The organism is Staphylococcus sp. FSL W8-1270, assembly GCF_038007165.1.
Taxonomy (GTDB): domain Bacteria; phylum Bacillota; class Bacilli; order Staphylococcales; family Staphylococcaceae; genus Staphylococcus; species Staphylococcus hominis.
Genome location: NZ_JBBOWQ010000001.1, coordinates 288,892 through 315,506, shown reverse-complemented (window position 1 = coordinate 315,506; position 26,615 = coordinate 288,892). Strand labels below are relative to the sequence as shown.

Genomic DNA, 26,615 nt, shown 5'->3' with positions numbered 1-26,615 from the left:
TGAACAAATAATAAATTATAAACATTGAATTTTTATTCATTTTTAATGAATATATATTTTTTTGAAATTCTCTGTTTTAAAATAAAAATAAGAGAAGAATACAATTCTTCTCTTCAATATTCAAAAAGGCACAAAAGGCCTTCTCAATCTATTAAATTGTCATGAAACTTTAAATCGTTTATATTACAAATACTCTATTATAAACTAATATCCTAATATTATTTTTATTATAAAACCAACAATAACTGAAACACCTATTGCAAAGAATCCTGGAATAATAAAGCTTGTAGGTCGTGTACGTCCTGTTTCATCTAAATTAACTGCAAATAATAACGTTGGTTGCGCAGGTATAACAAAGTTAACATTTAATGTTTGTACCATTGCTACAAAATACATGGGTGGAATTCCCATACTCATGACGATGGGTACCATAATCGATGCTGTTGCTGTTTGTGAAATAACAATCATCGCTACTACAGCTACAAGAATAATCACAAGCCAGGGCATATTTTGAATCGTTTTGCCAACATCATTTTGTATGATATGTAAATTATGAGGTGCGTTAAATACTGTCGCACCTAACCAACCAGGTCCGAGTACTGCAAATAATGCACCAATAGCAGATTGTGTAATATTTGAAGATAGAATATCACTCGTATTCACTTTCAACATCAATAAATTAATTGCTGCACTTAAATACATAAAGAATTGTACAATCTCTGTCATTGATACAGTGACATCTTTTCCATTGACATTAAATGAAGGCATGAATTGAGGAAAAATACCAAACGTAAGAATACCAAACACACACAAAATAAATGCTAAAACACCTATCTTTACTCTAGTAGAAAAAGCATGATTTACATCAACGTCAGGTGTATGAGCAATTTCACTTTCAGTAATTGTATTTTTACGTCCTACAAACGTACAAAATATACTTAACATAAACATAGTGATTAATGATGTAGGTAAGACAATACTCAAATATTGACCCATTGAAATTTCATGACCTGCAAGTACTGAAATAACGTAGGCTGTTGCAGATGCAGCTGGACTACAAAGTAAAGCCAAATTAGCAGTTAGTACTGAAGCAATCAGTGGTCGCTTAGGTTGGATTTTAGCTTTTACTGCGGTTTGAGCAATAATAGGTTCTAGTGATAAAGCAATATTTGCAGTCCCTACTCCAAATACGAAGACAAATACAATCATAGGCGCAATAAAAATAATTGATTTTGGAAATCGTTCAATGATTTTCGAAGCAAGATAGACAAGATAATCAATTCCGCCTGTAGCTTGTAGCGTTCCTCCAGCTATACCAATTGCCAGAATAATTAGTACTGCTGTAACAGGGGCAGAACCAGGAGGAAGTTGAAATCCAAATATCATAATCAGTTGGGCCACAATAGCAAAAATACCACAGCCTAAAGCACCTGCTGTGCGCAATCCTAGCATAATGGCTACAATCATTATGATAATTTCTACTATAAACAGTAGCATTATAATAACTCCTAACTTTAAATAGTTCATGTGAATTTTTTAACATATATATTTTATCACTTTTATTTGTTAAAAGTATATAATTGCATAAAGTTAATTAATATAAATATTTTGATAAGAAAAAACCTTTAAAAATCAAAAGGATTCTTAAAGGTTTATCAATATTTATTGTTTTTTATAATCTTCTTTGAGTGATGCACGACCTTCTTCATCATATACTACGTCATCATCGGTATGCCCTTTTGCCATTTTAAGATTTTTCTCAATACGTGCTTCTTCTTCTTTTTTAGAACGACTTCTATAAAAGCGTTCCTCAAAAAGTGAACCCCAAATGAGACCAAATATGACGCCAATCGTAATTACCACAATTGCGATCACTAGGATCCATTGAAGTACTCCTAACGCCATTGTGAATCACCACCTTTATATTTGAACACTATAGGAATTAGTAGTTATATATTTCCCTTTATAAAGTGATTTAAATCATATTAAATGTAATTTTTAAAAATAAAAAAGAGCAAGTTAGAATTCGTTTTGAATTCATATACTTGCTCTTTTAAATAACGTTATTGTTTAAATATCTTAGTCATTATTTTACATTAATTTTTAAATAGTTCATTTCCTTAAATTATGAAATGTAATTGTATGAACTTGCTTGACTTGCTGAAATTATACGTGTAGATACTACACCTACGCCTTGATAGTTCATTTCAGATACTGTAACAGAACCATCACTATTTACACTTTCAACATATGCAACGTGACCATAACCACCTTGAGTCGTTTGCATTACAGCACCTGCTTTAGGTGTATTGTTTACAGTATAACCAGATTGCGCTGCTGCGTTAGCCCAGTTATTTGCATTTCCCCAAGTATTACCAATTGTGCCACCAACTTTGTCATATACATAATATGTACATTGACCCCAAGTATAGTAATTCGCACCTGAATTTGTTTTACCTGAGAATGCTTGAGTTGAAGCAGTTGATTGTGTTCTTGGTGCACTTTGAGTTGTAACTTTTACATTACTATTTGATGTTGACGCAGTGTTAGCGCCTAATCCACCTGTCGTATTATTAGTTGTATAAGATTGATTGTTGTTTGTTGTATATGAATAATTGCTATTGTAATTATAGTTATTATTATTGTAATTATTATAGTTAGATTGACTATTATTTGAATCATTAGTGTGATTTAAACGATCAGGACTCCAATTACCTTGCCATGTGTAATGATAGTTACCTTGTTGATCAATTGTATAAGAGTAGCTATATGAAGTTGGGTCATTAGGGTTATATCCATTATTTTCCGCTGCATGTGCGTCATGATGCGCAAATCCAACTGTAGCGATTCCGGCTGTGGCGATAGTTACTGTAGCGATTTTTTTCATAATTAAATATCCTCCTAGAATTTTAAAACATTCTTCTTTTATTTATCACGTGGCTACTTTCAAATGACATCTCAATATTAAATTACTTCGAATTATTTTTTCTCGTTAATTAACGACAAGACATACTTTATCAGATAAACAAGCGTTTGTGGGCGTTGTTAATACCTTGTAATTGAATCATAATAATACGACGGTTTTTGTAATTAAATCTCTCTTTTGTTACATCATCAAAACACTTTAATATCAATCTTTTTATCAATTTAATCAACAGTGTCATTACAAATGATGTAATATATCTGATTATTTTAAATATGTTTTATTTCATAACATAGGGGAATATTATTTATTATTTTCAAGAATGTATAGCAAAAAACGAGTGAGATAACATTCATTTTGAATTCGTTATCTCACTCGTTTGGTTATTCATTAAATATATTGGTGTTCTTTTAAGTAATTAAGAATATGTTCAACTGATTCATCTATACTTTGTGTTTCAGTATTAATAGTTATTTCAGGATGTTTTGGCGCTTCATAAGGTGCACTAATTCCTGTAAATTCTTTAATTTCACCTGAACGTGCTTTTTCATATAAACCTTTAGGGTCTCGTTTCTCACATTCTTCTACACTACACTCCGTATATACTTCAATGAATTCTCCGTCTTCTAGAATGTCACGTACTTCATCACGATCTTCTCTATATGGAGAAATAAATGCAGTAATTGCAATTGTTCCTGCATCTACAAGCAATTTACTTACTTCACCGATACGACGAATATTTTCTTTACGGTCTTTTGGACTAAAACCTAAGTTTTTATTTAAACCGTGACGGACATTATCGCCATCTAATCGATATGAATGTTTACCTTCTTCAAATAAAGCCTTTTCAAGTGCCACAGAGATTGTTGACTTACCAGAACCAGATAAACCTGTAAACCAAATGACAGCACTTTTATGATCATTTTGACGTTGTCTATCTTCTTTAGTTACTTCTGAATCATGCCATGTAATATTTGTTGATTGACTCATTTTATATACTCCCCCAAATTACTTTTGTCTTAATCCTTTAATTAATACTTCTGCAACTTCAGGTCTTGAGAATTCTTTTGGTAATGATTCGCCATTACGTAATTTTTCTCTTACTTTCGTACCACTTAAATGTACATGGTCTGATGCATCATGTGGACACGTTTTAGCTGTAGCCATATTGCCACATTTTTCGCAGTAAAATGCATGTTCAAATTTTAAAATATGAATATCTAATTCATCTTCAAATTGAGAGATAAGCTCTTGTGCTTCATAAGTCCCATAATAATCACCAACACCTGCGTGATCACGTCCAACAATAAAATGTGTACAACCATAATTTTTACGAACTGTAGCATGTAAAATTGCTTCACGTGGACCTGCATAACGCATCGCTGCAGGATAGATAACTAAACGTGCTCTATCTTTAGGAAAGTAATTTTTCAAGATAGCTTGATAACTTTCCATACGTACATCTGCAGGGATATCATCTGCTTTAGTTTCGCCAACTAAAGGATTTAATAATAAGCCATCTACAATTTCTAATGCAGATTTTTGAATATATTCATGTGCACGGTGGACAGGATTACGTGTTTGGAATCCGACTACTGTTTTCCACCCTAAGTCTTTGAATAATTGACGTGTTTCAGCAGGATCTAAATGATAATCTGAAAATTCATCATGTTTAGGACGATTTACTAATTGAATAGGACCTGCTAAATAAACATTTCCTTTTTCATATACTTTTTTGACACCTGGATGGGCTTCTTCAGTCGTACCATAGACATTTTGAGCTTCTTTTTCTTTATCATACGTATATTTTTCTTCAAGATTTAAAGTACCATAAAGTACGCCATCTTCACCATATAAAGCAATATCATCACCAATATTAAGTTCATTCGCTTGTGCCTCAGTGACAGGTAAAGTGATAGGAATACTCCATACTAGTCCATTTTCAAGATGTGTATCTTCAACAACTTTTTTATAATCCGCTTCTCCCATAAATCCAGTAAGTGGACTAAAACCACCAATAGCTATTAATTCTAAATCTGAAATTGACCAAGGATTTAAAGTTAATGATTTAAAAGCGTTCGCTTTTTCAATTAATGCTTCTCTTTCTTTTCCTTCTACAACTCGATTAATTAACTCTCCACCATGTGGCTTAATTGTATAATTGATAATATCTTCATTTGTTGGCATCGTTGATAACTCCTTTTCTAATTATTTTGATTAGTTTACTCGGCTTTATTTATAAGAAAAAGACAATTTTTTGTTACGAATAATAGTAATAATAACTAATACAATAATCGCACAAATAATTGCGAATCGAATAACATTTGTCACTGTAGTGTCTTGGATGAAATACGTCATTAAAGCATTACTATTTGTAAAAATAATAAGACCACCTACACAAATTGCTAAAATATTAATGGGTAATATTTTAGTTAAATAGGCTGAAATTGGTGCGGCAATCATACCGCCTATACTTAATGCAATGACAAACCACCAATTAATTTGAGTAAATCCTAAAAAGATAATAAAACTTAATGATGTTGAAAGTGTTACAAAAAATTCACTTGCAGACACTGTACCAATGGCATAGCGTGGTTGAATTTTACGACTTGCAAGTAACAACGGTGTATTGACTGGTCCCCAGCCTCCACCACCGATGGCATCTAGAAAACCAGCAACGGCTCCTTGTGGAACAAGTTTCGCACTACTAAGTGTGCCTACGTGTGTATGAATGGCTTTGTGACGTTTAAATAAGAACTGATACAAAATATAAAAACCCATTGAAAGTAAGAATAGTGCTATATAAGGTTTAATATAGTCACCATGTATTTGAGTTAATAATGCTGCACCGATAAATCCACTGATTGATCCTGGTATTGCGAGTTTCAACATGGTTGGCTTATGTACATTTTCAAATTTCCAATGTGATGTACCAGATGCAGCAGTCGTTGCTATTTCTGAAAAATGTACCGTTGCTGAAACAATCGCAGGTGCTATGCCGTATGTTAATAATATAGATGATGAGGAGGCACCGAATCCCATTCCGAGTGATCCATCAACAAGTTGTGCTAAAAATCCAGCTAATGCAAATATAAACAATTTTCTCATATATCACATATCCCTTCATATCTAAACTTGCAAATGAAGCCATCGTGTGAATTCTTGTTGCTTAACCTCATCTAAATACTCATCAGATAAAATGTGTTGTAATAACTCCTGTTTCCTAGATGGCTCGATTGATAATCGTTTAATTAGTTGTCTACTTTCATATAAAAAATCAATATACATTTCATATGATTCATCGTACATATCGCTTATTCTTGAAATAATTTTTTTATTCAATTTAGGACTTGCTCCATTGGTTGACACGCTAATAGAAAGTTTTCCACGTTTTAAAATACTTGGAATCGTAACATTTCCAACTTGGGCTTTCGAAGCATGATTACACAATGCATGATGAGGAACACTTTCTAACACCTTTGTATTGACGTCGTTATTATTTGTGGCAATCACTACAAGGTCGGCATGTTCAACATCTTGTGGCTCAAATTCTTTTTGACTCCAAGTGATATTTTCGTTATCTAATAATTCTTTTAAAGTTGTTGAAATAGTAGGACTAACAATATGAACATCAGCACAATATTCGATTAAAGTTGAAGCTCTTTTGGTTGCAACTTTTCCGCCACCTACTATGACAATCGATTTCTGGCTTAAATCAATCATGAGCGGCATATGGTTCATATTGTCGTCCTCCTATATTAGATATTTTTCAAATTATGGTAATGTCATTTCAACATCTGATACTTGTTCTTTGAACCAGCTAATTTTTTGGCGCATATTTACAACATCACCAATCACAATCATTGCAGGATTTTTGATTTCAGATGCACGTTGTACAATGCTACCTAATGTTCCAGTGACTGTTTTTTGAGAAACTGTTGTCCCTAAATGTACTAACGCTACAGGTGTATCTACTGACTTACCATGACGCACTAATAGTTCACAAATTTCAGGCAAACGTTTTACACCCATATAAATACACAATGTTTCAGGACCATGCGCTAAATGTTCCCAATATGCTTCTTTCGTCATACCTGGTTTATTCACAGCTGTAACAAACGCAACTGAGGAACTATAATCTCTGTGAGTAACAGGAATTCCTGCATAAGCAGGAGCTGCAATTCCTGATGTAATACCAGGAACAACTTCAAATGGAATTTGATTATCCGCTAATATCTCTGCTTCTTCACCACCACGTCCAAAAACGAAAGGATCGCCACCCTTTAATCGTGTAATGGTATGACCTTTTTTCGCTAAATTCACTAACATACGATTTGTTTCCTCTTGTGGCAATGAATGCTTATTTGGATCTTTACCACAATAGAAGAACTTTGTGTTGGGTTTTGCAAAATCTAAAATCTCTTTATTTACTAAGCGATCATATAAAATCACATCTGACGCTTGAATCGCTTTCATACCTTTTACAGTTATTAAATCAGGATCACCAGGTCCTGCACCTACAAGATAAACCTTTCCCATCTTATCACCCCGTTCGCCTTCTATTTCTTTAAAAAATCAGCTGTGAAAATCTCTACCATCATGAACTTTAGCTACTACACCCGAACGAATAACGAAGTCACCGAAATGTTCACCTTCGAGACGTGATTTTCCATAATCCATTAAAATTGGTCTTAAGCTTTCAAGGATTTCCTTTTCATCGATGTTTTCTTTGTATAGTTTATTTAAGCGATCACCATTAAAGCTTCCGCCTAAATACATATTATATTTGCCAGGCGCTTTACCAATAAATGCAATCTCAGCTAATGCAGGTCTTGCACAACCATTAGGACAACCTGTCATACGTATAGTAATCTCTTCTTCACTAATACCAGCTTCATCTAATAAATCTTCAATTTTAGATAATAGCGTTGGTAAATAACGTTCTGATTCAGCCATTGCTAAACCACAAGTTGGAAATGCTACACAAGCCATTGAATTACGTCTTAAACCACTATAATTTTTACCATCAGTTAAACCGTATTTATCAATAAGAGATTGAATATCTGCTTTTTTCTCTTCAGTTACATTAGCAATAATTAAATTTTGATTTGGAGATAATCTAAAATCACCAGTATGTGTTTCTGCAATTTCTCTTAACGCCGTTTTTAACTTATAGTCTTCTGTATCTTTTACACGTCCATTTTGAATGAATAATGTATAATTCCATACACCTTTTTCACCTTCAATCCAACCTAAACGATCGCCATTATGTTCAAATTTAAATTCACGAGCTTCACTGATTTCCCAGCCTAGACGTGTATTTAATTCTTTAACAATATTGTCTACACCAAAACGATCTACTGTATATTTAAAACGTGCATTTTTACGATTTGAACGATTACCGAGATCACGTTGAATTGTAAGTAATGCTTCACATACATCTATGACTTTATCTTTAGGAATAAATCCAGCAATGCGTCCTACTTGAGGGTATGTATCTGGATTACCATGCGTCATACCCATGCCACCACCAATAGCCACATTAAATCCAACGAGTTCATCATTTTCTACAATTGCAATTAAACCAATATCTTGTGAAAATACATCAATATCGTTTGATGGTGGTACGGCAATACCAATTTTAAATTTACGTGGTAAATATTTTTCCCCGTACATTGGTTCTACTTCTTCTTTAGAATCAAGCACTTTCTCTCCATCTAACCAAATTTCATGATAGGCATTCGTTTTAGGTAATAAATGATCACTGATAGCTGTAGCATAATCAAGTATTTCTTTATTAATATTTGATTGATATGGATTTGGGTTACACATTGTATTACGATTGACATCCCCACATGCTGCAATCGTATCTAACACTGATTCATTAATTTTTTTCATAGATGATTTTAAATTTCGTTTTAAAATACCATGAAATTGGAATGTTTGACGTGTTGTTAATTTCAATGTATGATTCGCATAATTATTAGAAATATCATCCATTGCAATCCATTGTTCAGGTGTTGCTTTACCTCCAGGTAGTCGCACACGAATCATGAAAGCATATGCAGGTTCTAATTTTTGTTTACGGCGTTCATCACGTACATCTCGGTCATCTTGTTGATAGCTCCCATGAAACTTAAGTAATTTGGTATCATCATCAGAAATAGCACCAGTTAAAGGATCTGCTAAGCCTTCTTCAATCGTACCGCGTAAATAATTACTTTCAGTTTTTAAATGTTCTAACGCATCAAGGTTTTCATTTAACTCATCAGCAATTTGTTTAATCGTTTTAGCCATTCACTCTCCACCCTTTCTTTAGTACACGTCACGTTGATAACGTTTATCTTTTTTCATTTGTTTTAAGTAGCTTTCAGCATCTTCTTCAGTTAAATTTTGTTCTTTCACTAATACATTGCGAATCGCTTGATGTACATCTTTAGCCATATTTTTTTCATCACCACAAATATAGATTGATGCACCTTTTTCTAACCACTCATTAAATTCTTTACTATGTTCAGCAATGCGATGTTGTACATATACTTTTTGATCTGTATCACGTGAGAAAGCGACATTCATTTTTTCAAGAAAACCATCTTTTAACCATTCTTGCCATTCTGTTTGATATAAGAAATCAGTAGTAAAGTGTTGATCGCCGAAGAATAACCACGTATTACCTTTATAACCATATTCTTCACGTTCTTGCATATGTGCTCTAAATGGCGCAATTCCTGTACCAGGTCCTATCATAATAACAGGCGTATCTCCATTTTTAGGGAATTTAAAGTTTGGATTACGTTTAAGATAAATTGGAACAGTATCTCCTGGTTGAATACGTTCAGCAAATTGAACGGAACATACACCTGAACGATCTCTACCGTGTGTATTATATCTTACTGCACCAACCGTAATGTGAACTTCATCAGGTAATGATTGATAACTACTTGATATAGAATATTCTCTAGGAGGTAATTTTCTAAGGATTTGATATAAATCTTCAGGTTCTAATTCTTCAGGTGGGAAATCATTGAGTAAATCAATAAAATCTCTACCTTCAATATAATTTTGTATCCACTCACTATCTTGAACTTTGTCTTCTAACGCTTCATTATCAAAATATGCTGCTGCATTTTGAAGTAATGGTCTCGTTAATTTTGTAATTTCAAAGTAAGATGTTAATGCTTCTTCTAAAGAAATCGTATCTCCATCTTCTGAGATTTGAATTTGATCTCCCGGATCCCATCCTAATGTACTCATCAGTAATTCAACTAAAGCTGGATCATTTTGTGGTAAAACGACTAAGCAATCTCCTACTTCATATTCTTCACCAAAATTATCTAATAAGAATTCAATATGACGTGTTTCTTTATTAGATCCTCTACCATTTAAATTAATATTTTCTAATACTTCAGCTTGGTATGGATTCGCTTTTGAGTATTTTTTCTCTTTCGCAGATTTAATTGATTCACTTACAACTTGTTCACTTTGTGTACCTTCAGGTGCTGAGTCAATAGTATTAATGACATTAGCCATCCATTTTTCGGCATCTTCTTCATAATCCACATCACAATCAACACGTTCATATAATCGTTCGGCACCAAGTTCTTCAAGTTTTTTATCAAAATCTTTACCTGTTTGACAGAAGAACTCATAAGTTTGGTCACCTAATGCAAGTACTGAAAATCTTACTCCCTCTAATTTAGGAGCTTTTCTACCATGAATAAATTCATGTAATTCGGCTGCATTATCTGGTGGATCTCCTTCACCTTGTGTGGAAGTAATAATAAATAAATCTTCAACATTTTTAAGATTTTTAGATTTAAATTCATCCATGGCTTTTAACGTTACATTATGTCCAATATTTGAAAGACGTTCTTCAAATATTTCTGCTAAACCTTGCGCATTTCCTGTTTCTGAACCATATAATAATGTAATCGCTCGTTTTTCAGGTTGAATTGTTGGTTCATTTTGTTGAAGCATTGTTTCAGTATCCTTTGAAACAGCTCCTATTTGTGAACCTTGTGTGTCAGATGTTCCTGATGTAAGTTGTTGATTTGCGACTAAATAGCCACTTAACCATACTTTTTGTTCTGGTGTAAGTGTCTGTAATAATTCATTAATTTGTGTGGCTTGTCCTTCAGTAAAAGGACTATTGGTAACACTTAGATTCAATTCATCCACCTCTATCATTTCAATCTTTATTTTATTTTAAAATACTTACTATCTCTATATTATGTAATCTATATTCGACTTTCCAGTAAAAATCGAATATAGAATATTTTTAAATCCTTATCAGAATACTATGTTTTTTGTATAAAATTTTTTAAACCTTACATCACGGTTTATCTGCAACATGAAGTCCACATTCTGTTTTTTCAAAACTTGACCAACGTCCTGCTCTGGAATCATCTGAATTGAATACTGGCGCTGTACAAGGAATACAACCAATACTTGGATAATGCTGGTCATGCAGTTCATTATAAGGTAAATCGTGCTGTTTAATATAATCCCAAACGTCATCTTCCGTCCAATAAATTAAAGGACATACTTTAATCGATTTAAAACGTTCATCTTTATTAATGAAATTTGTTTTAGCACGAGTCGGAGATTGATCTCTTCGTAGTCCCGAAATCCAGGCAATCGCCCCACCTAGTACCTCTTCTAAAGGTTTAATTTTACGAATATAACAACATTGATTTGGATTATTTTTCCATAATGCAGGATTGTATTTCTCAGCTTGTTCTTCAAGCGTCAATTCTGGTTTCTTCATTTCAATACGTAACTTAGGAAAACATTCTTTTACTCTATCAATTAAATCGTATGTTTCTTGAAAATGTAAATCTGTATCTAAAAATACAATTTGAGCATCTGGTTTAATTTGATAAATCAAATTAATAAGTACCATGCTCTCTGCCCCAAAACTACATGAGTAAACGATATCTTCACCATACGTAGTATAAGCCCATTTTAAAATTTCATAGGCACCCTTTGTCGCGTCGTCAGTAGAAATGGAGTCAATAAATGGATCACCATCAAAACTCTCATACGTTATCTTTGATACTGACATAAACCTATGGTCCCTCCTCAGTATTTACAAATTTATTAATCTAATACCTATCAGAATTGTCAGAATAATATGCTAATACTTTAACGAGTTTCATATAGAAAGTCAAGAAAGTTTAGGGAATATTTGCTTTAAAATAAAAATACATTTTTTATTCGAACTAAAAAAATAATATTAATAAAAAAAGTGCAATATCCTATTATGGACTCGCACTTTTTTATTAATATTCTGGAACCGCAAATATAAGTCCCACCTTATCTCCATCTAAATATACTACAATTTCATAACCATTTCCTTTGATATTGTTATAAACAATATCTCTAAAATTTCTTTTATCATAATTATTGTAATGACTTATAAATTCTTCTTCACTTATATTATTTGGAGCAATTCCCACTGAAGTGACAATCTTTTCTTTAGAGTGTGGATCGTAATTAACTGCCAAATCTCCATACTTAATAGATTCATGATCCATACCATCAATATGAATTTTTCCTGTTGATTTTCCAACTATCCTCTCAACTTCCTTTTCAGTCATTCCTGGCTTTATCCCCATATATCCATTCAATGTATTTTTATGCATGAAATTTTCTAAGAAATCATCACTCATTACATTAATCTGTGGTGATTTCTTATTCTCTATCGTTTCTTTCCCTTCCTTATCAGGATCATTTGGAACTTTACCTTCTTCACTATCTTTTTTAGATACTTGATGCACTGGTGTATCTTTTTTAGGTGCATCTACTGGTCTGACAAAAAAGTAATAATACGTCGAACATGCTACGACAATCATTGCAATAACTAAAATGACAATTACAATAAAAGACCATTTTTTTCGCTTTGAATTAGTGATCATTTGATTTCTATATTGCTCAAATGCTTCTAGATCATTCCCACATTGATTACAAAAGCGTTGAGTTTCATGAATATGATTCCCACAACGTGGACAATATTTCATTTTATTACCTACTTTCACTTCTTGAGGTTAAATTCTTAGATGCTTGTGAACATGTTGATATCTGTTTTTATCTTTCAGCTAAGCACTGAATTTTTGCAATATGATTGCCATCAATATCAACTGCAACTAAATATCCGTTACTTTTATCATTGTTATAAATAATTTCAGTAGGTGTATAACTATCATATGAATAATAGCGACTTAAAAAATCATCTACTTTTACATTATCTGGGCTTACGCCTACTGCTATTACCTTACCTTCTTCATTATTAGGGCTATAATCTACTGTAATATTTCCATATTTCGTTGATTTCCATTTGAACCCTGGCACTTCCAATATGCCTGTAGGTTTACCTATTAATTTTTCAACTTCATTTTTTGTCATACCTACCTTAATACCATAATAGCCGTCTCTACAATCACTCTTTAAATATGTATTTTCAAAATCTTCGGACATCACATCAATATTTGGAGACTTCATACGTATCTCTTTATCATTTTTTTGTTTAGATTTTTTCTCTCCTTGTCTCACTGTCTTTTTGATGTCTTCTTTAGTTTTATGATGTGTGCTTGTCACTTCCTCACTCTTTACCATTTCTGGTTTCACAAAAAAGAAATAGTATGTTAAACCTCCAGAAATTAAAATAGCTACTATAAGTATTACGAATAAAATATATGGCCACCTTTTGTTTTTTTGAGATGCCGCACTTTCATATAATTGATTCTCTCTATATTGTTTAAAAACTTTTAAATCACTACCACATTTATTACAAAATGATTGACCTTCTTTAATTTGATTTCCACATTGTGGACAAAATTTCATGATGTTACCTACTTTCTTTCTTATGATGCACATAATTCTGTTCGTGTTGTAGGTTGTCTGTGTCTTAGTTTAATCCATTCACACTTATATTTATTCATTATTTTAAATGACTTTAAAGGTGTTTTCTATAAATTTATTATATTATATAAAAAAATAATAATGAAGTGTTTCTCACTTCATTATTACTAATTAGTTATTCTTTTCATAACGTACTTTTTGACGGTAACCATATGTGCTTTCTTTAATTAATTGATCATTAAGCAAACCTGCACCTATTGCTCCTGCAACAGTAGATATTGAGGTTGCAAACCAAGGAATACTTAAATAAAGTTGAACACTGGCTGGTCCTTTTAAACCTACTTGTTGTCCTAAGAATCCTGGAGGTAATAAAACCAGCTCTGCTATTAAGAATAATGAATATAAAATCATATAATATATAACAATGGCTATAAATAAAGTCATGATAGTTGTTAAATTATATAACATTACAATTCTTTTATGCTTAGCTTCTTTTGTAGATTCCCATAAACCATGGGATACCATTATCCAAACGAGCATACCTAAAATTGCCATGATGGAAATTCCAAATAATCGCCATACAGAAAAATCAAGACCCATATTCCACATGGTTGAAAAAATCAATCCGAATGCACCTGTCGTAAAAGCAATCGCTACAATATTACTTAAACTTGCCATCATATTCAGTGGGTTATTCGCAAAGGTCATCCCACTGACAAGTCGTATCATTCCAAGACTGCGTGAATTTGATAAATATCTTAAATGATTGTTTCCTGTTTCTTTTAAATGTACTTCTGTTTTCTCAATACGTGAAAAAGGAAATTGTTTATTGATTTCTTTCTTAACCCTATTATTGTCATCATAACCTATATGCGCTCTTTCAGAATAATGAAGTTCATTAATAATGGTTACGATAGCATGTTTAAAGCGATTCTTTACAGGACGCCATCCAAATGCAGGATATGAAAATATTGCAGCGCCATTTTTTTTATTAATATCTAAAGCAAGTACGTTTTGATGATAGAACATAGGTAAGTCTGTAATTCCTACAACATAATCCCATTCTCTTTTATTATGATAATCTTGAATTTTTTTGAATATTTCTTCCACACTTTCCGCAAAACCAGTAAGAGGATCCACCACGAGATCAACTTGCCAGTCACGTTGATGATTATCTTGTTCTGATAATATATTGGGTATGTCATTAATTAAACTTTGTGCTAATTTCTCTGTCACTCCTGGCGCCACAACGAGACCAATTAATTTTTCTTCACTCATGTTGTTTCCTCCTCTCTATGATCTTGTTTTTTATGTTCATCTTGTTGATTATCATTATTTTGTTTATTGGATGCACTTTCTTCAACTTGTTGATTTGATGCATCATGAGAAGATGATTGAGCTTGTTCTTTTTCTTTCTTCTCTTGTTCTGCTTCTTTATAACGATGATATTGTCGATACGAATAAGTAATCTGACGGATTTTCTCTTCATTCTCTACAGTAGACCCCATTGCCCCAGCAAGTAAACCTAGTGAAGATACAAACCATACTAATTTTACATAATTTATAAATGTAAAATGAGGATGTGCGCTGGTCCATTGATTAAATAAACTTGGTGGAACAAACAATGATACACTTATCGCTAATAAAAGATATAAAATAATATAATTTAAAAGTGTAATAATAAATAATGTGAATACGGTAGTAAAATTATAAATATAGCGATACACACGCTGTGACTTAGCCGTTTTACGTTCAATCAATTGATGTGCATAGAGTAACCAGCCTGTCATACCTAGGATAGCAATAAGCATAAGTATAATAAATCTTATTATGGAGTACTGTATACTCAGCTCCCAAGGCATGGAGAAAATCGATACATAAGTCCCAGTTGCAAAAGCAACTGAAATAATCTTTTTGAAATTAAAAATATTTTTCCATGGTTCATTTGCTCGTGTTAACCCTAAAATAAGTTGAATCCAACTGAGAATAAACCATCGATGAATATAACGTTGCTTTGGCGTTTCATCTTCATTTGGTTCTACTGCTTTAGGATGTATAAGAGGATGAATCTTGGGAGCCACTCTTGAAGTTGAATAATACAATTGTTCAATAATAGAAGTTAAACTATTTCTTAATTTTCGTCGTAGGTCTATCCAACCTAATGAAGGTAAAGATAGCATCGCTACTTGTTTATCATTATTAAAATCACTAATCACTACTTTATTTCCAGAAATACTTGGTAAATCTGTAATACATACAACAAAATCCCAATCATGTTTCTCTTTCATTTTTGCCGCTTTATCAATACTTTCATGTACATCTTCAGCTGAGCCAATCATTAAATCAACGTGGAGCTGAAATACCCATTCTTGTTGATCATTCACACGTTGATTCAGCTGTTCTTTTACATCTGGAATAACAGCTTCTACGTGTTTATGAGATACACCCGGTGAAGGTATCAAACCGATTTTGTGCATTGTGTTATCTTCCTTTCTTTATAAATATATAAAGTAAGGTGTACGTCGAAAAAGTCTACTCTTTTCAAACGTACACCTATTTATAAATGATTATTTAGCAAGTACAAGTGGTGAAAAGATAATGTAAGCAAGTACTACTAAACCTAGAACAATACCGCCTGTAATATAACGATATTTCCAAGGTGTAAGATCCACTTTAGCTTTATTAGTATTTAAGTCAAACGTATTGGAAGGTTTAAATTTATTAAAGACAAGTATAATAGCTAAATCAATAAAGAACATAAAACTAAAAGTATATAAATAATTTAATTGTGGCACCATAAAACTAATTGCAGCATATAACACAATGTGTGTAACTAAAGCTACTTTAGCGCCTAGTTTAGATGTGTGCTTAGAATAAAATGCAACTAAGACCAATGCAAGTACTGGCATACTATATACACCATTGAACTGTTGCACAATCGCATATAATCCACTTGGGAAAAGGGCAATAAGTGGAGATATACCTACTACAATAATGCCAATCACAACTGTCGCGATATGACCGACACGTGCAATATGTTGATCTGAAGCACGCTTACCAAAAATAGGTTTATAAAAGTCTAAAGTAAAGAGTGTTGTTGTACTGTTTAATGATCCAACAAATGAACTTAATATGGCTCCAAAAATAACTGCTCCGAATAAACCATAGCCCCAATCAGGTAAAATCGCCTGAATCAATGCAGGATAAGCATTATCATTAGATGTTATACCCCCATTGAAATAATTATATGCAATAACACCAGGAATCACTGTAAAAATAGGACCAAATACCTTGAATAAACTTAAATATATCGCACCTTTTTGTGCTTCTTTTAAATTCTTACCAGCTAAGGCTTTTTGTACAATCATTTGGTTCGCACACCAAAAGAATAAATTATTAAAGAACATACCAAAGAATAATGTTGGCCATGGAACAACATCTGAATCAATGGCCCCAAAAGCGTTTAGTTTTTCAGGCGTACGTTGGACCATGTGGTCGAATCCTTTTACAAAATTCCCATCACCTAAATGATGTAAACCTAAAATTGTAATAATCAAACCACCTATAATTAATCCGACACCATAGATTGAATCACTAAATGCGCTCAGTGACAAACCACCGATGAATAAGTAGATAACACCTACTGCACCAATGACAAATGCAATAATAATCGTTGCTGTGGCATCACTTACTCCTAAGTATTCCCCAATACTAAACATTTTATTAAATACTAATGAACCAGAATATAAGACAACTGGTAAAAATGATACAACATAAGTGAAAATAAATAATATAGAAACGAAACGTTTAGTAAAGGTACCATAACGCATTTCAAGTAATTCAGAAATGGTATCCACACCGTACCTTAAATATTTTGGTAAGAATATCCATGCAAGTAAGACAACTGCTACAGCAGCTGTGACTTCCCAAGCCATCACTTCCATACCCTTACCATAACTTTGACCATTCTGCCCTACAATTTGTTCTGTAGATAGGTTAGTCATAATAATCGTTGAGGCAATCGTAAATCCTGTTAAACTATTGCCTCCCATAAAATAGCCATCTGCACTATCAGTCTTTATTTTTTTTGAACGCCAGAACGCATAAAGACTGACCCCCATAACAACGGCTAAAAATAAAATAATTGCTAGCCAATTCATAATACGTGTCGCTCTCCTCAATATTTTATTTGCAAAAAATAAAAACGTTAAATCTTCATTCAACGTTAAACTGTTTATTACTTATCCTATAAAGCACCTATTTAGTGTAACTTCTATTTTAACCACGGTATATCTGATTTTCAATCATATAATTGAAAATTATTATAAAAATAAATTATATAAATTTTTATTTTTATATTCAAATAAAAAAGTAATCAATATATTCTTTAATGGAAGCGCTTGACTTCTGATAATAGAAGGCATAAAGTGAAACTATAGTTAAATCATATGCACTAGGGGTGTTTTAAAACTGAGATGAGGTGTAACCTCAAACCCTTTGAACCTGAACTAGCTTATACTAGCGTAGGAAAGTGTCGTATAAAATAAGATGACCTGTTGAGATGTGTCAAACTGTTCTCAATAATGATAGATCTATTTTAATGCAACTTTCCTAATGTGAAGGTTGCATATTTTTTCGCTGTAAATGAAGTAAATGGAGGCACGATCTTTATGACGAGAACAGTATTAGTAACGGGAAGTAGCCGTGGTTTAGGTGCGGTCATTGCAAAAACATTAGCTACACAAGGATTTGAAGTAATCATTAATTACAATCAAAGTCGTGAAGCGGCTGAGGCACTTGCAAAGGAGCTTGGTGACAAAGCTATCGCAATTCAAGCAGATGTCACACAACGTGATGAAGTTGATCGTTTAGTTAATGAGGCAACACATCATTTTGGAAAAATTGACGTTGTGGTCAATAACGCATTAGTTAATTTTAAATTCGATCCTAATGCGCAAAAGGCATTTAAAGACTTAGCATGGGAAGACTATCAACAACAAATTGATGGTACCCTAAAAGGCGCTTTTAATGTTACTCAAAGTGTCATTCCGCAATTTATAGAACGTGGTTCTGGTGCCATTGTAAGCATTGGCACAAATTTGTATCAACATCCCGTTGTCCCATATCATGAATACACAACAGCTAAAGCTGGATTGATTGGATTCACGCGTAATGTTGCAGCCGAATTAGGGCAATATGGTATTACTGCTAATGTAGTGTCAGGAGGATTGCTTAAAACAACTGATGCTAGTGCTGTCACTACACCAGACGTTTTTGATTTAATTGCACAGACTACGCCATTACGTAAAGTGACTACCCCACAAGATGTTGCTAATATGGTTGCTTATTTAAGTAGCGAAGCAGCAGATGGTATGACTGGTCAAAATATTACTGTCGATGGTGGTTTAACCATGAATTAATATATAACTGGTCTTCCTTATCTTAGAATAGAAATAAAATGAACATTGGAGTGAGAAATTAAATTGACCCATCAACATCAACTTCATCTCGGTATATTAATCTATGGATGTGGTCATCATCAAGCTGCTTGGCAACTTCCCAATTCAAGTATTGAACGTATCGGTGATATTCAATACTATCAAGAATTAGCTCAGTTATCTGAAAAAGGGTTGTTAGATGTAGTCTTTTTCGCAGATAATCAGTCTTTTATCCCTAGCTATACTTCTATGCCAAGTTTTTGGTTTGATCCACTGATTAACTTAACTGCTATATCTCAAGTCACACAACATGTTGGATTAGTTCCTACCATTTCAAGTACATTTTCTAATCCATTCACTGCAGCACGTCAGTTACTTAGTTTAGATCATATTAGTGGTGGACGAGTGGGATGGAATTTAGTCACTTCCATGACAGATGCCGAAGCTCAAAATCACAGCATGGACCATCTACCCAATCATGATGAACGCTATAAGAAAGCAGAAGAGTTTGCTCAAGTCATGAATGGATTGTTTGATTCTTGGCATACTGAAGATTTCAAACCAAATCGGCATCATCATACAATGATAAATCGCAATATCAAACCGCTTCACCACAATGGCAAATATTTTCAAGTTCATGGACCATTAACAACACCAAGTAGCATTCAAGGAAAACCTGTGGCGATGCAAGCAGGTGCATCTAAACAAGGTATTGCATTAGCTACAAAATATGCAGATGCAGTATATTCTGTTTCTTGGAATATGAAGCAAGCAAAACGTTATCGCGAGCGCTTAGATAGTGAAATGGCACAACATGACCACAAGCGTTATATTAAAGTCTTTCCTGGACTAGTCACTTATGTAGGTCATACACATGAAGAAGCATTGAAAAAGAAAGCAAAACTTGATCAACGACTTCCTATCAAAGCCGCTTTAAAGCAACTCAGTTTTTTCATTCAACAAGACTGTAGTCAGTGGGAATTAGATGCTCCTGTGCCTAAACTACCTTCTTTAGAAGAGTTTAACGGTCCCGTCGGTCGATATGAAACCATCTTAGAAATTATTCAAGATAAGCAACCTACTGTAAGAGAACTGCTAAGTTACCTTAATGCGGGTGGTGGACATCTGACACTCATAGGTACGCCAAAAGAAATTGTAGATGAAATGGAACGCTGGTTTAATGCAGGTGTTGCAGATGGATTTAACTTAATGCCACCTTCTTTACCAGATAGTTTAAACGACGTAGTTACACTCATTGTACCTGAATTACAACGTCGTGGTTTATATCGACATCAGTATAAAGGTTCTACACTAAGAGAACACTTAGATTTAATTTAATGTCTAATATATTTTATCCAAACCATATAGTAGAAATTAACGTAAAAAGCGATGGTATTAACTTAGGAATACCATCGCTTTTATATATCATATTATTAATATTTGTATGGATCGTTATCTTTTTCTTCTTGAAGCTTTCTTGCTTCATCTTGAATAAAGTCATTACTTCGTTTATTCGTTTTATGATTTGAATAACGTTGATCACGATAGTCGTCATCATTTGAATCATTTACGTGTGTATCGTGCTCTCTTTCATTATTATTGTCCGCTGCTTGATCTTTATTTGAATAATGATCTTTAATATAACGTTGTTGTTGTCTTTCTTCTTCTTCATTCAAAATGAATGCATTGTTATTTGCATTTACATCATAATGGTCTCTTTTATGATGATCATTATAATCAGCATTGCCATACATGTCATGCTTAGGTTTACGAACAAGTAACATAATACCTGCAATTAACCATAAAATTAAACTGATCCAGTTTGTAGCAATCGCTAAAATACCTGCAATAATTAATAAGATACCTGCAAGTTTAGGTTTTTTATTAATTAAAATACCGCCAATAATTGCAAGAATTAATGGGATGAACGCGCCCCATGTAAAGAAATTAAATAAACCACCTAATGCATCCATACCATTATTTATTTCTGTTATAGAAACCTCATTGCCTTGCTTTTGTGTTTCATTAATAATTTGTTCTTTAAAATCAGCATTACCAATAAATGGTTTAATCATTAAAAACATAATTGCAACTAATGCTTGAATCGCAACACCTATCCAAGTAAGAACGTGTTCACCAGTACGTTTAATGTTATTGTTACTATTTCTAATTGTTGCATCATCATATTGTTTCGCCATTATTCCGCCTCCTTTTTTTATCCTTATACCCTACTGTCTAAAGTCTTACACTCATTTATATATAAGAATGAGGATTTCTTTTTACTAATATATCAACGATGAATGAGACGATAATATACACGAGACGTCATTACATACATCAAAGCATAGATTATCATTACAAACACTAAGACACCGATATAAGTTGTTAAAAATAATTTTATATCATTAACATCTAAAATACCAAGCAAAGTATAAATCATTTTAGAAGCACATAGTACATGTATCATAGATATTATAATAGGTAAAGTAAAAATAATAACTACTTGGTCATTAATAACAGATTTAATTCGTTCTTCTTCTAAACCTACTTGACGCATAATTCGATAGTTTTTTCGATCTTCATATCCCTCAGCAATATTCTTATAATACATCATCGTAAATGTGCCAATCATTAAGACTAAAGAAACAATAGTGCCAACAAAAATGAGACCACCATAAATATCAAACATTTCCTTATTTAATTCATCTTTTTTATCAATTTGAATATCATATTGTTTCATCAATTTAGAATTAATATGATCTATGGACTGTGTATCATGTGTTTTAAGATTAAAAGCAATGTATGAGTTAATATTTGCTGTTGTTTGATAATAATAAATCAATTGACGTTGTTGATTTACATTATGAGTAACAAGCGTGACTGCTCCTGGAAATGGAAATGAAAAATGATCTCCCTTTAACTGATTTGTTTTAAATGTTTGATTCATTAATTTGATATGGTCTAACTTTTGAAATATGAAATGATTCGCTAATATTCCCATTTCATTATGTTTAAGTCGCAGGTGCGTATGATTGATTGTATTGTAATCTTTCTGATTCATTACAATTAAATATATACTATTTAAATCTAATGGACTGTTTTCATTATCTCGCTTTACAAATGAACCCTTCTTATAAGTGACTGCAACACTTCCACTTGTATATTCCCTGAAAGCATCAACATCAGCATGTCTCTTAATCTCATTTTCTAGCTGACGTACTTTATGTTTGCTCGTAGTACTATGATGCACATCTCCACTCAATTCAATACGATATTGTGTTGGCATTAAATGATTCGCACGTTGGTCTACACTACGATATGTAGCGACGCTCATTCCTAGAGTCACAATAAGAAAAGTACATAGCATGGTTAAACTAGCCAAACCAATAGAATTAGAATTCATTCTTGAACGTAAACCAGAAATAGTAAAAAAATATTTAGGTCGATAATAAATACTCGGAACCCTTTGAAGCCAATCTATCACTAAGACACTCAATGATATAAATAAGCAATACGTTCCTATTGTCACTAAAATAAGGGCAATAAAAATATTACGTAATGAAACCAAAATGAGTGTATCTTTTAAGGCAATCATATAACTGTCAACAACAGTTATGATCCCAACAATCAATAAGATATAGAGTAAAGGTTTGGACCATTGTTTTTCCGTTGGATGTTGTTGTTGTATTAACTTAATAGGACTTTGAAATGTGATTTTTATATTGTTGACAATAAATAAAAATAGCATCATTATTGCTAACATCAATAAGGTGTATCTCATTGCACTTATATCAAATGGATATTTTTTTAAAGTTACATGTGTATAACCTAATATTCTATTTAACGACATATAAGTTAATGCACCAAATAAATAACCACCTATAATACTCAGACATCCAATGATAATATATTGATATATTCCTTCTATAAACAGCATTAACCTAAAATGCTTTTTTTCCATACCCAAAATCATATTCATGGCAAGCTCTTTTTGACGACGTCGCATAATAAAACGATTAGCATAAAGAATAAAAAGGAGTCCAAATAGACACATAAAAAAATTTCCTATACTAATAAAAACTGGAATAACATCACTATGCTTATGAAGCGACGTATTCATGTTTAAGGATAATAAAATAAATTCAATACCAAATAATGTACTGATGACTAGAATAAATGGAATTATAATATGACGCTGTGTCTTAAAATTCTGAATGACTAACGTCCAAACCAAGCGAAAAGTCATTTTAATCACCACTTTCGTGAAGCATTGCTAAACTATCAGCAATACGTTTTTGAAACTCTGATTGTAGTTCCTCCCCACGATAAATTTCATGATATAAACGGCCATCTTTAATGAATAAAATACGTTTGGCATAGGAAGCATCTACAGCCGAATGTGTCACCATTAAAATGGTTTGCTCATTTTTATTAATGTCTCTAAATAGTTCCATAATCGTTTTAGAAGTTTTAGAATCAAGTGCACCTGTAGGCTCATCTGCGAGTAACAAATCTGGTTCATTAATCAGTGCTCGACAGATAGCCACGCGTTGTTGTTCTCCTCCTGATATTTCAAAAGGATATTTATTAAGAAGTGGTTCAATATGTAACTGATAACTTAAGCGATAAAGACGATGACGCATCGTTTGATGTGAGCGATTCGCAAGTACAAGTGGCATTAAGATATTATCTTTATTTGTCATCGTCGGTAAAATGTTAAAATCCTGAAAAACAAAACCTAAATGGTCTCGACGGAAATAAGCGATTTCTTTATTACGCAATTGACGGATATTTTGCGCGTCAATCGTTATCGTACCTTCAGTAGCTTTATCATAAGTTGCAATTAAATTAAGTAAAGTGGACTTCCCAGATCCAGATTCACCCATAATCGCTACAAATTCACCCCTATCCACATTAAATGAAATGCCATTTAATGCGGTCGTAGCATTCAGGCCTCTTCCAAATATTTTTTTTACATTATTCACGTCTAACAACATGATATCCATGCTTCCTTTCTTTTTATTAAACTCTTTAATTTATCACTTACTTCTATCATAAAACAAAAAGAAACCAGTAACATTAATCATTTCTTAAAAATGTTACTAGCTATCCTTACATTATTGAAAGTTTAATTATTTTCTGGGAAATGTATGTCAAATGTAGTTCCTTCATGGAGCGTTGAAGATACTTCTACTTTATGATGTAAATGTGCCGATATATGTTTAACAATAAATAATCCGATGCCACTTGAATGTTGATGAAGTCTTCCGTTATAGCCTGAGTACCCTTTATCGAAAATTTTGGGAAGATCGGCTTTACTAATTCCTACACCGTTATCTCGTATAGATAGCACATGATTTTCGTTGTTAAACGTAATCCAAATATCTTTACCTCTTGCATATTTCAAAGCATTATTAAGAATTTGTTCTATCATGATCGTACACCATTGAACATCAGTCAGTACTTCATCTTCACAACGTGTGTAATGAATAGTTGTTTTTTGATCGATGAATTGAATCGAATATTTCATAATAAGCGGTTTAACGAGATCGTTAATGGTCACTTTTGAAAAGGACATATCCGTTTCTTGATTCATCAATTTTAAATAGCTGAGTGCAAGACTCGTATAGTTATCAATTTGTATAATTTCTTGACGCACACGATTTACTACATTATCTTCATTTCTTTCTAGAAGGAGTTTTGAAGCGGTAATAGGTGTCTTCATTTGATGCACCCATGTTAAAAAATAGTTCTCAACGTTGACTTGGTATGCAGCTTGTTCATTTTTTACACGTTGTAATTCATCTTCTAAGTCAGCAACTTCTTCTTTTAAAGACACTGCTTCTTGAAATCCACTAAGTTGAATCAACCAAAAAATAATCATTATGAAAAGAATAATTGCCATACCTAGAAAGAAGGCATTGAAAGGCAAATTAAAAAGAAAAAAAATCACCAAGAAAAGTAATAAAAATAAAGCTACTATCATCATTTGATGACGTATCGATTTTATAAACGCTTTTAACATACTATTTACACCTTATATCCTACATTTTTCTTTGTCTCAATGAAATCAACAATACCGATAGATTGCAGCTTTTTACGTAGGCGTGTCATATTTACTGCTAACGTATTATCATCAATAAAATTCTCTGATTCCCAACATTTTTCAATAATTGCTGTACGATTGACATATTTCCCTTCATTTTGAAATAATTTATTCAAAATTTGTAGTTCAGTAAACGAAAGTTGTACAGAGTCATTGTTGTAGTATAGTGTGGCTTCATCAACAACGAGTTTACACCCTTTAACAGTCATCTCATTATTTGAAACCGTTAAATCATATGTTCTACGTAGCAATGCTTGAATTTTCGCTATAGTAAGTGACAAATTAAATGGCTTTTCAATAAAGTCATCTCCCCCCATTTGAATTGCCATAATTTGATCCATATTGTCAGTACGCGAACTAATGAAAATAATTGGGACATTAGATACTTTACGTATCTCTTGGCACCAATGATAACCATTAAATGTAGGTAAATTAATATCTAATAACACAAGTTCAGGTTCTACAGTTTTAAATTCTTCAAGAATATTACCAAACTGCTTAGCAATACTCACTTCATAGTTCCAATGTGAGAGTTCATTCCCTAGACTTTCTGCAATGACGACATCATCTTCGACAATCAATACTTTCATTTTTTTCATCCTTTATTTTGCGTCATGATCATTATTGTCATTAGGATTAGACATTTTATTTTTTTCTTGTTCAAATTTATTTTCTTTATGTTTCGTTTCTTTCTTACGTTTTCTTTCTTCCATAATAGATAATGCGATAAATACAATTATCAGTAAAGGAGATAACATTACGAATATCATTATTGATTCACCTCTATATATTTATTCATGACATGATTTCTTTAACTTTATTTTAACGCTTTTTCTTTAAATTGAATATGTTCGAGATTGACTGTTTCATAAAAAAATAAGGAGCGAGATTCGAATTCATTTTGAATACACCATCTCACTCCTATACTTCTTTTACTTTTAATCTTCTTTATTTAAAATATACTTTCTAATATCTTCTATGGTAATTGCTTCTTTAATTTGTCTTTGGATATCATTGATTTTTGCTGTTCTTCCCATACTTCCTGCCCAACTTTTAGGACTGTGCTGTTCCCAATTATCTAATTCTTTAAATAGTTCTTGTAATGTTGTCATATGTTTACCACCTTTTTTTAATTTGGGTAAATAAAATAGCCCTCCTTAAATAAGAAGCGCTTGTCGACATCTTCTTATCTTTCAGGAAATCCTGTTGGATGTAGCACCTCACGCAAAGCGCAGTTGCTGAAGTTTCATAGGGCCAATTCCCTCCACTTACTCTTAATAAGATCAAA

Annotated in this window: 25 protein-coding genes and 2 riboswitches; of the genes, 2 read left to right on the top strand and 23 right to left on the bottom strand. The window is 32.6% G+C overall.

From position 1 onward, the window contains the following. Nucleotides 1-204 precede the first annotated feature (204 nt). The 16 genes from NSU06_RS01470 to NSU06_RS01395 all read right to left on the bottom strand — a co-directional run bounded on the left by NSU06_RS01470 (nucleotide 205) and on the right by NSU06_RS01395 (nucleotide 17,943). On the bottom strand, nucleotides 205-1,497 hold the full coding sequence (locus tag NSU06_RS01470) for an anaerobic C4-dicarboxylate transporter family protein (protein ID WP_017175446.1): 1,293 nt from the start codon (nucleotides 1,495-1,497) through the stop codon (nucleotides 205-207). A 165-nt stretch (nucleotides 1,498-1,662) separates the two neighbouring features. Further along, on the bottom strand, nucleotides 1,663-1,905 hold the full coding sequence (locus NSU06_RS01465) for a hypothetical protein (RefSeq protein WP_017175447.1): 243 nt from the start codon (nucleotides 1,903-1,905) through the stop codon (nucleotides 1,663-1,665). 220 nt (nucleotides 1,906-2,125) lie between these two features. After that, complete coding sequence (locus tag NSU06_RS01460) at nucleotides 2,126-2,887, bottom strand: CHAP domain-containing protein (protein WP_049415756.1); 762 nt, start codon at nucleotides 2,885-2,887, stop codon at nucleotides 2,126-2,128. Between the two features lie 426 nt (nucleotides 2,888-3,313). After that, nucleotides 3,314-3,913 (bottom strand): adenylyl-sulfate kinase, encoded by a 600-nt coding sequence (cysC, locus tag NSU06_RS01455; RefSeq protein WP_048761799.1) that lies wholly within the window; start codon nucleotides 3,911-3,913, stop codon nucleotides 3,314-3,316. An 18-nt stretch (nucleotides 3,914-3,931) separates the two neighbouring features. After that, nucleotides 3,932-5,110 (bottom strand): sulfate adenylyltransferase, encoded by a 1,179-nt coding sequence (sat, locus tag NSU06_RS01450; RefSeq protein WP_048761802.1) that lies wholly within the window; start codon nucleotides 5,108-5,110, stop codon nucleotides 3,932-3,934. A 45-nt stretch (nucleotides 5,111-5,155) separates the two neighbouring features. Next, nucleotides 5,156-6,031, bottom strand: a complete 876-nt coding sequence (locus NSU06_RS01445; protein WP_048761805.1) for a sulfite exporter TauE/SafE family protein — start codon at nucleotides 6,029-6,031, stop codon at nucleotides 5,156-5,158. Between the two features lie 21 nt (nucleotides 6,032-6,052). Next, nucleotides 6,053-6,664, bottom strand: coding sequence for an NAD(P)-binding protein (locus tag NSU06_RS01440; protein ID WP_017175452.1), 612 nt, complete (start codon nucleotides 6,662-6,664; stop codon nucleotides 6,053-6,055). Nucleotides 6,665-6,697: 33 nt separating this feature from the next. Then, nucleotides 6,698-7,462, bottom strand: coding sequence for a uroporphyrinogen-III C-methyltransferase (cobA, locus tag NSU06_RS01435; RefSeq protein ID WP_048761808.1), 765 nt, complete (start codon nucleotides 7,460-7,462; stop codon nucleotides 6,698-6,700). Between the two features lie 36 nt (nucleotides 7,463-7,498). Next, nucleotides 7,499-9,220, bottom strand: a complete 1,722-nt coding sequence (gene cysI / locus NSU06_RS01430) for an assimilatory sulfite reductase (NADPH) hemoprotein subunit (RefSeq protein WP_017175454.1) — start codon at nucleotides 9,218-9,220, stop codon at nucleotides 7,499-7,501. Nucleotides 9,221-9,238: 18 nt separating this feature from the next. Beyond that, nucleotides 9,239-11,092 (bottom strand): assimilatory sulfite reductase (NADPH) flavoprotein subunit, encoded by a 1,854-nt coding sequence (locus NSU06_RS01425; protein ID WP_017175455.1) that lies wholly within the window; start codon nucleotides 11,090-11,092, stop codon nucleotides 9,239-9,241. Nucleotides 11,093-11,255: 163 nt separating this feature from the next. Continuing rightward, nucleotides 11,256-11,987, bottom strand: a complete 732-nt coding sequence (locus NSU06_RS01420; protein ID WP_017175456.1) for a phosphoadenylyl-sulfate reductase — start codon at nucleotides 11,985-11,987, stop codon at nucleotides 11,256-11,258. A gap of 217 nt (nucleotides 11,988-12,204) precedes the next feature. Continuing rightward, nucleotides 12,205-12,942, bottom strand: coding sequence for a zinc-ribbon domain-containing protein (locus NSU06_RS01415; protein WP_049420725.1), 738 nt, complete (start codon nucleotides 12,940-12,942; stop codon nucleotides 12,205-12,207). Between the two features lie 67 nt (nucleotides 12,943-13,009). Beyond that, the gene (locus tag NSU06_RS01410; RefSeq protein ID WP_049414253.1) at nucleotides 13,010-13,765 is read right to left on the bottom strand and encodes a zinc-ribbon domain-containing protein; all 756 of its coding nucleotides are present in this window, start codon (nucleotides 13,763-13,765) and stop codon (nucleotides 13,010-13,012) included. A 189-nt stretch (nucleotides 13,766-13,954) separates the two neighbouring features. Further along, on the bottom strand, nucleotides 13,955-15,061 hold the full coding sequence (locus NSU06_RS01405; RefSeq protein ID WP_049419648.1) for a hypothetical protein: 1,107 nt from the start codon (nucleotides 15,059-15,061) through the stop codon (nucleotides 13,955-13,957). Continuing rightward, nucleotides 15,058-16,260, bottom strand: a complete 1,203-nt coding sequence (locus NSU06_RS01400) for a 5,10-methylene-tetrahydrofolate dehydrogenase (protein WP_037541500.1) — start codon at nucleotides 16,258-16,260, stop codon at nucleotides 15,058-15,060. The genes NSU06_RS01405 and NSU06_RS01400 overlap by 4 nt, the downstream gene beginning before the upstream one ends. Nucleotides 16,261-16,350: 90 nt before the next feature. Continuing rightward, entirely contained in the window at nucleotides 16,351-17,943 is a 1,593-nt protein-coding gene (locus NSU06_RS01395) for a solute:sodium symporter family transporter (protein WP_017175459.1), read from the bottom strand. Between the two features lie 285 nt (nucleotides 17,944-18,228). Beyond that, nucleotides 18,229-18,330: riboswitch (TPP riboswitch) on the top strand. A 123-nt stretch (nucleotides 18,331-18,453) separates the two neighbouring features. On the opposite strand from NSU06_RS01395, the gene NSU06_RS01390 reads away from it, so the two are divergent. Together NSU06_RS01390 and NSU06_RS01385 are read left to right on the top strand one after the other, a co-directional pair. Beyond that, on the top strand, nucleotides 18,454-19,203 hold the full coding sequence (locus tag NSU06_RS01390) for a 3-oxoacyl-ACP reductase (protein WP_049382134.1): 750 nt from the start codon (nucleotides 18,454-18,456) through the stop codon (nucleotides 19,201-19,203). Between the two features lie 63 nt (nucleotides 19,204-19,266). Continuing rightward, nucleotides 19,267-20,559, top strand: coding sequence for an LLM class flavin-dependent oxidoreductase (locus NSU06_RS01385; protein ID WP_340779165.1), 1,293 nt, complete (start codon nucleotides 19,267-19,269; stop codon nucleotides 20,557-20,559). Nucleotides 20,560-20,654: 95 nt separating this feature from the next. On the opposite strand, the gene NSU06_RS01380 is transcribed toward NSU06_RS01385, so the two are convergent. The 7 genes from NSU06_RS01380 to NSU06_RS01350 all read right to left on the bottom strand — a co-directional run bounded on the left by NSU06_RS01380 (nucleotide 20,655) and on the right by NSU06_RS01350 (nucleotide 26,439). Beyond that, a complete protein-coding gene (locus tag NSU06_RS01380; RefSeq protein WP_150885551.1) occupies nucleotides 20,655-21,419 on the bottom strand; it encodes a DUF4064 domain-containing protein in 765 nt (254 codons plus the stop codon). Between the two features lie 92 nt (nucleotides 21,420-21,511). Further along, nucleotides 21,512-23,467 (bottom strand): ABC transporter permease, encoded by a 1,956-nt coding sequence (locus tag NSU06_RS01375; protein WP_340779158.1) that lies wholly within the window; start codon nucleotides 23,465-23,467, stop codon nucleotides 21,512-21,514. A 1-nt stretch (nucleotide 23,468) separates the two neighbouring features. Further along, on the bottom strand, nucleotides 23,469-24,218 hold the full coding sequence (locus NSU06_RS01370; protein ID WP_002449305.1) for an ABC transporter ATP-binding protein: 750 nt from the start codon (nucleotides 24,216-24,218) through the stop codon (nucleotides 23,469-23,471). Nucleotides 24,219-24,349: 131 nt separating this feature from the next. After that, the gene (locus NSU06_RS01365; protein WP_002488276.1) at nucleotides 24,350-25,246 is read right to left on the bottom strand and encodes a sensor histidine kinase; all 897 of its coding nucleotides are present in this window, start codon (nucleotides 25,244-25,246) and stop codon (nucleotides 24,350-24,352) included. A 5-nt stretch (nucleotides 25,247-25,251) separates the two neighbouring features. After that, the gene (locus NSU06_RS01360; RefSeq protein ID WP_049334816.1) at nucleotides 25,252-25,917 is read right to left on the bottom strand and encodes a response regulator transcription factor; all 666 of its coding nucleotides are present in this window, start codon (nucleotides 25,915-25,917) and stop codon (nucleotides 25,252-25,254) included. Nucleotides 25,918-25,929: 12 nt separating this feature from the next. Beyond that, a complete protein-coding gene (locus NSU06_RS01355) occupies nucleotides 25,930-26,097 on the bottom strand; it encodes a hypothetical protein (protein ID WP_002454770.1) in 168 nt (55 codons plus the stop codon). Nucleotides 26,098-26,265: 168 nt separating this feature from the next. Continuing rightward, entirely contained in the window at nucleotides 26,266-26,439 is a 174-nt protein-coding gene (locus tag NSU06_RS01350; RefSeq protein WP_179108710.1) for a hypothetical protein, read from the bottom strand. Between the two features lie 71 nt (nucleotides 26,440-26,510). Beyond that, nucleotides 26,511-26,611: riboswitch (SAM riboswitch) on the bottom strand. Nucleotides 26,612-26,615 lie beyond the last annotated feature (4 nt).

What these genes read in the sequence shown, in the direction of transcription:
- NSU06_RS01470 (WP_017175446.1), bottom strand. Translation starts at nt 1,497, where the DNA reads ATGCTACTGTTTATAGTAGAAATTATCATAATGATTGTAGCCATTATG.
- NSU06_RS01465 (WP_017175447.1), bottom strand. Translation starts at nt 1,905, where the DNA reads ATGGCGTTAGGAGTACTTCAATGGATCCTAGTGATCGCAATTGTGGTA.
- NSU06_RS01460 (WP_049415756.1), bottom strand. Translation starts at nt 2,887, where the DNA reads ATGAAAAAAATCGCTACAGTAACTATCGCCACAGCCGGAATCGCTACA.
- cysC (WP_048761799.1), bottom strand. Translation starts at nt 3,913, where the DNA reads ATGAGTCAATCAACAAATATTACATGGCATGATTCAGAAGTAACTAAA.
- sat (WP_048761802.1), bottom strand. Translation starts at nt 5,110, where the DNA reads ATGCCAACAAATGAAGATATTATCAATTATACAATTAAGCCACATGGT.
- NSU06_RS01445 (WP_048761805.1), bottom strand. Translation starts at nt 6,031, where the DNA reads ATGAGAAAATTGTTTATATTTGCATTAGCTGGATTTTTAGCACAACTT.
- NSU06_RS01440 (WP_017175452.1), bottom strand. Translation starts at nt 6,664, where the DNA reads ATGAACCATATGCCGCTCATGATTGATTTAAGCCAGAAATCGATTGTC.
- cobA (WP_048761808.1), bottom strand. Translation starts at nt 7,462, where the DNA reads ATGGGAAAGGTTTATCTTGTAGGTGCAGGACCTGGTGATCCTGATTTA.
- cysI (WP_017175454.1), bottom strand. Translation starts at nt 9,220, where the DNA reads ATGGCTAAAACGATTAAACAAATTGCTGATGAGTTAAATGAAAACCTT.
- NSU06_RS01420 (WP_017175456.1), bottom strand. Translation starts at nt 11,987, where the DNA reads ATGTCAGTATCAAAGATAACGTATGAGAGTTTTGATGGTGATCCATTT.
- NSU06_RS01415 (WP_049420725.1), bottom strand. Translation starts at nt 12,942, where the DNA reads ATGAAATATTGTCCACGTTGTGGGAATCATATTCATGAAACTCAACGC.
- NSU06_RS01410 (WP_049414253.1), bottom strand. Translation starts at nt 13,765, where the DNA reads ATGAAATTTTGTCCACAATGTGGAAATCAAATTAAAGAAGGTCAATCA.
- NSU06_RS01405 (WP_049419648.1), bottom strand. Translation starts at nt 15,061, where the DNA reads ATGAGTGAAGAAAAATTAATTGGTCTCGTTGTGGCGCCAGGAGTGACA.
- NSU06_RS01400 (WP_037541500.1), bottom strand. Translation starts at nt 16,260, where the DNA reads ATGCACAAAATCGGTTTGATACCTTCACCGGGTGTATCTCATAAACAC.
- NSU06_RS01395 (WP_017175459.1), bottom strand. Translation starts at nt 17,943, where the DNA reads ATGAATTGGCTAGCAATTATTTTATTTTTAGCCGTTGTTATGGGGGTC.
- NSU06_RS01390 (WP_049382134.1), top strand. Translation starts at nt 18,454, where the DNA reads ATGACGAGAACAGTATTAGTAACGGGAAGTAGCCGTGGTTTAGGTGCG.
- NSU06_RS01380 (WP_150885551.1), bottom strand. Translation starts at nt 21,419, where the DNA reads ATGGCGAAACAATATGATGATGCAACAATTAGAAATAGTAACAATAAC.
- NSU06_RS01375 (WP_340779158.1), bottom strand. Translation starts at nt 23,467, where the DNA reads ATGACTTTTCGCTTGGTTTGGACGTTAGTCATTCAGAATTTTAAGACA.
- NSU06_RS01370 (WP_002449305.1), bottom strand. Translation starts at nt 24,218, where the DNA reads ATGTTGTTAGACGTGAATAATGTAAAAAAAATATTTGGAAGAGGCCTG.
- NSU06_RS01365 (WP_002488276.1), bottom strand. Translation starts at nt 25,246, where the DNA reads ATGTTAAAAGCGTTTATAAAATCGATACGTCATCAAATGATGATAGTA.
- NSU06_RS01360 (WP_049334816.1), bottom strand. Translation starts at nt 25,917, where the DNA reads ATGAAAGTATTGATTGTCGAAGATGATGTCGTCATTGCAGAAAGTCTA.
- NSU06_RS01355 (WP_002454770.1), bottom strand. Translation starts at nt 26,097, where the DNA reads ATGATATTCGTAATGTTATCTCCTTTACTGATAATTGTATTTATCGCA.
- NSU06_RS01350 (WP_179108710.1), bottom strand. Translation starts at nt 26,439, where the DNA reads ATGACAACATTACAAGAACTATTTAAAGAATTAGATAATTGGGAACAG.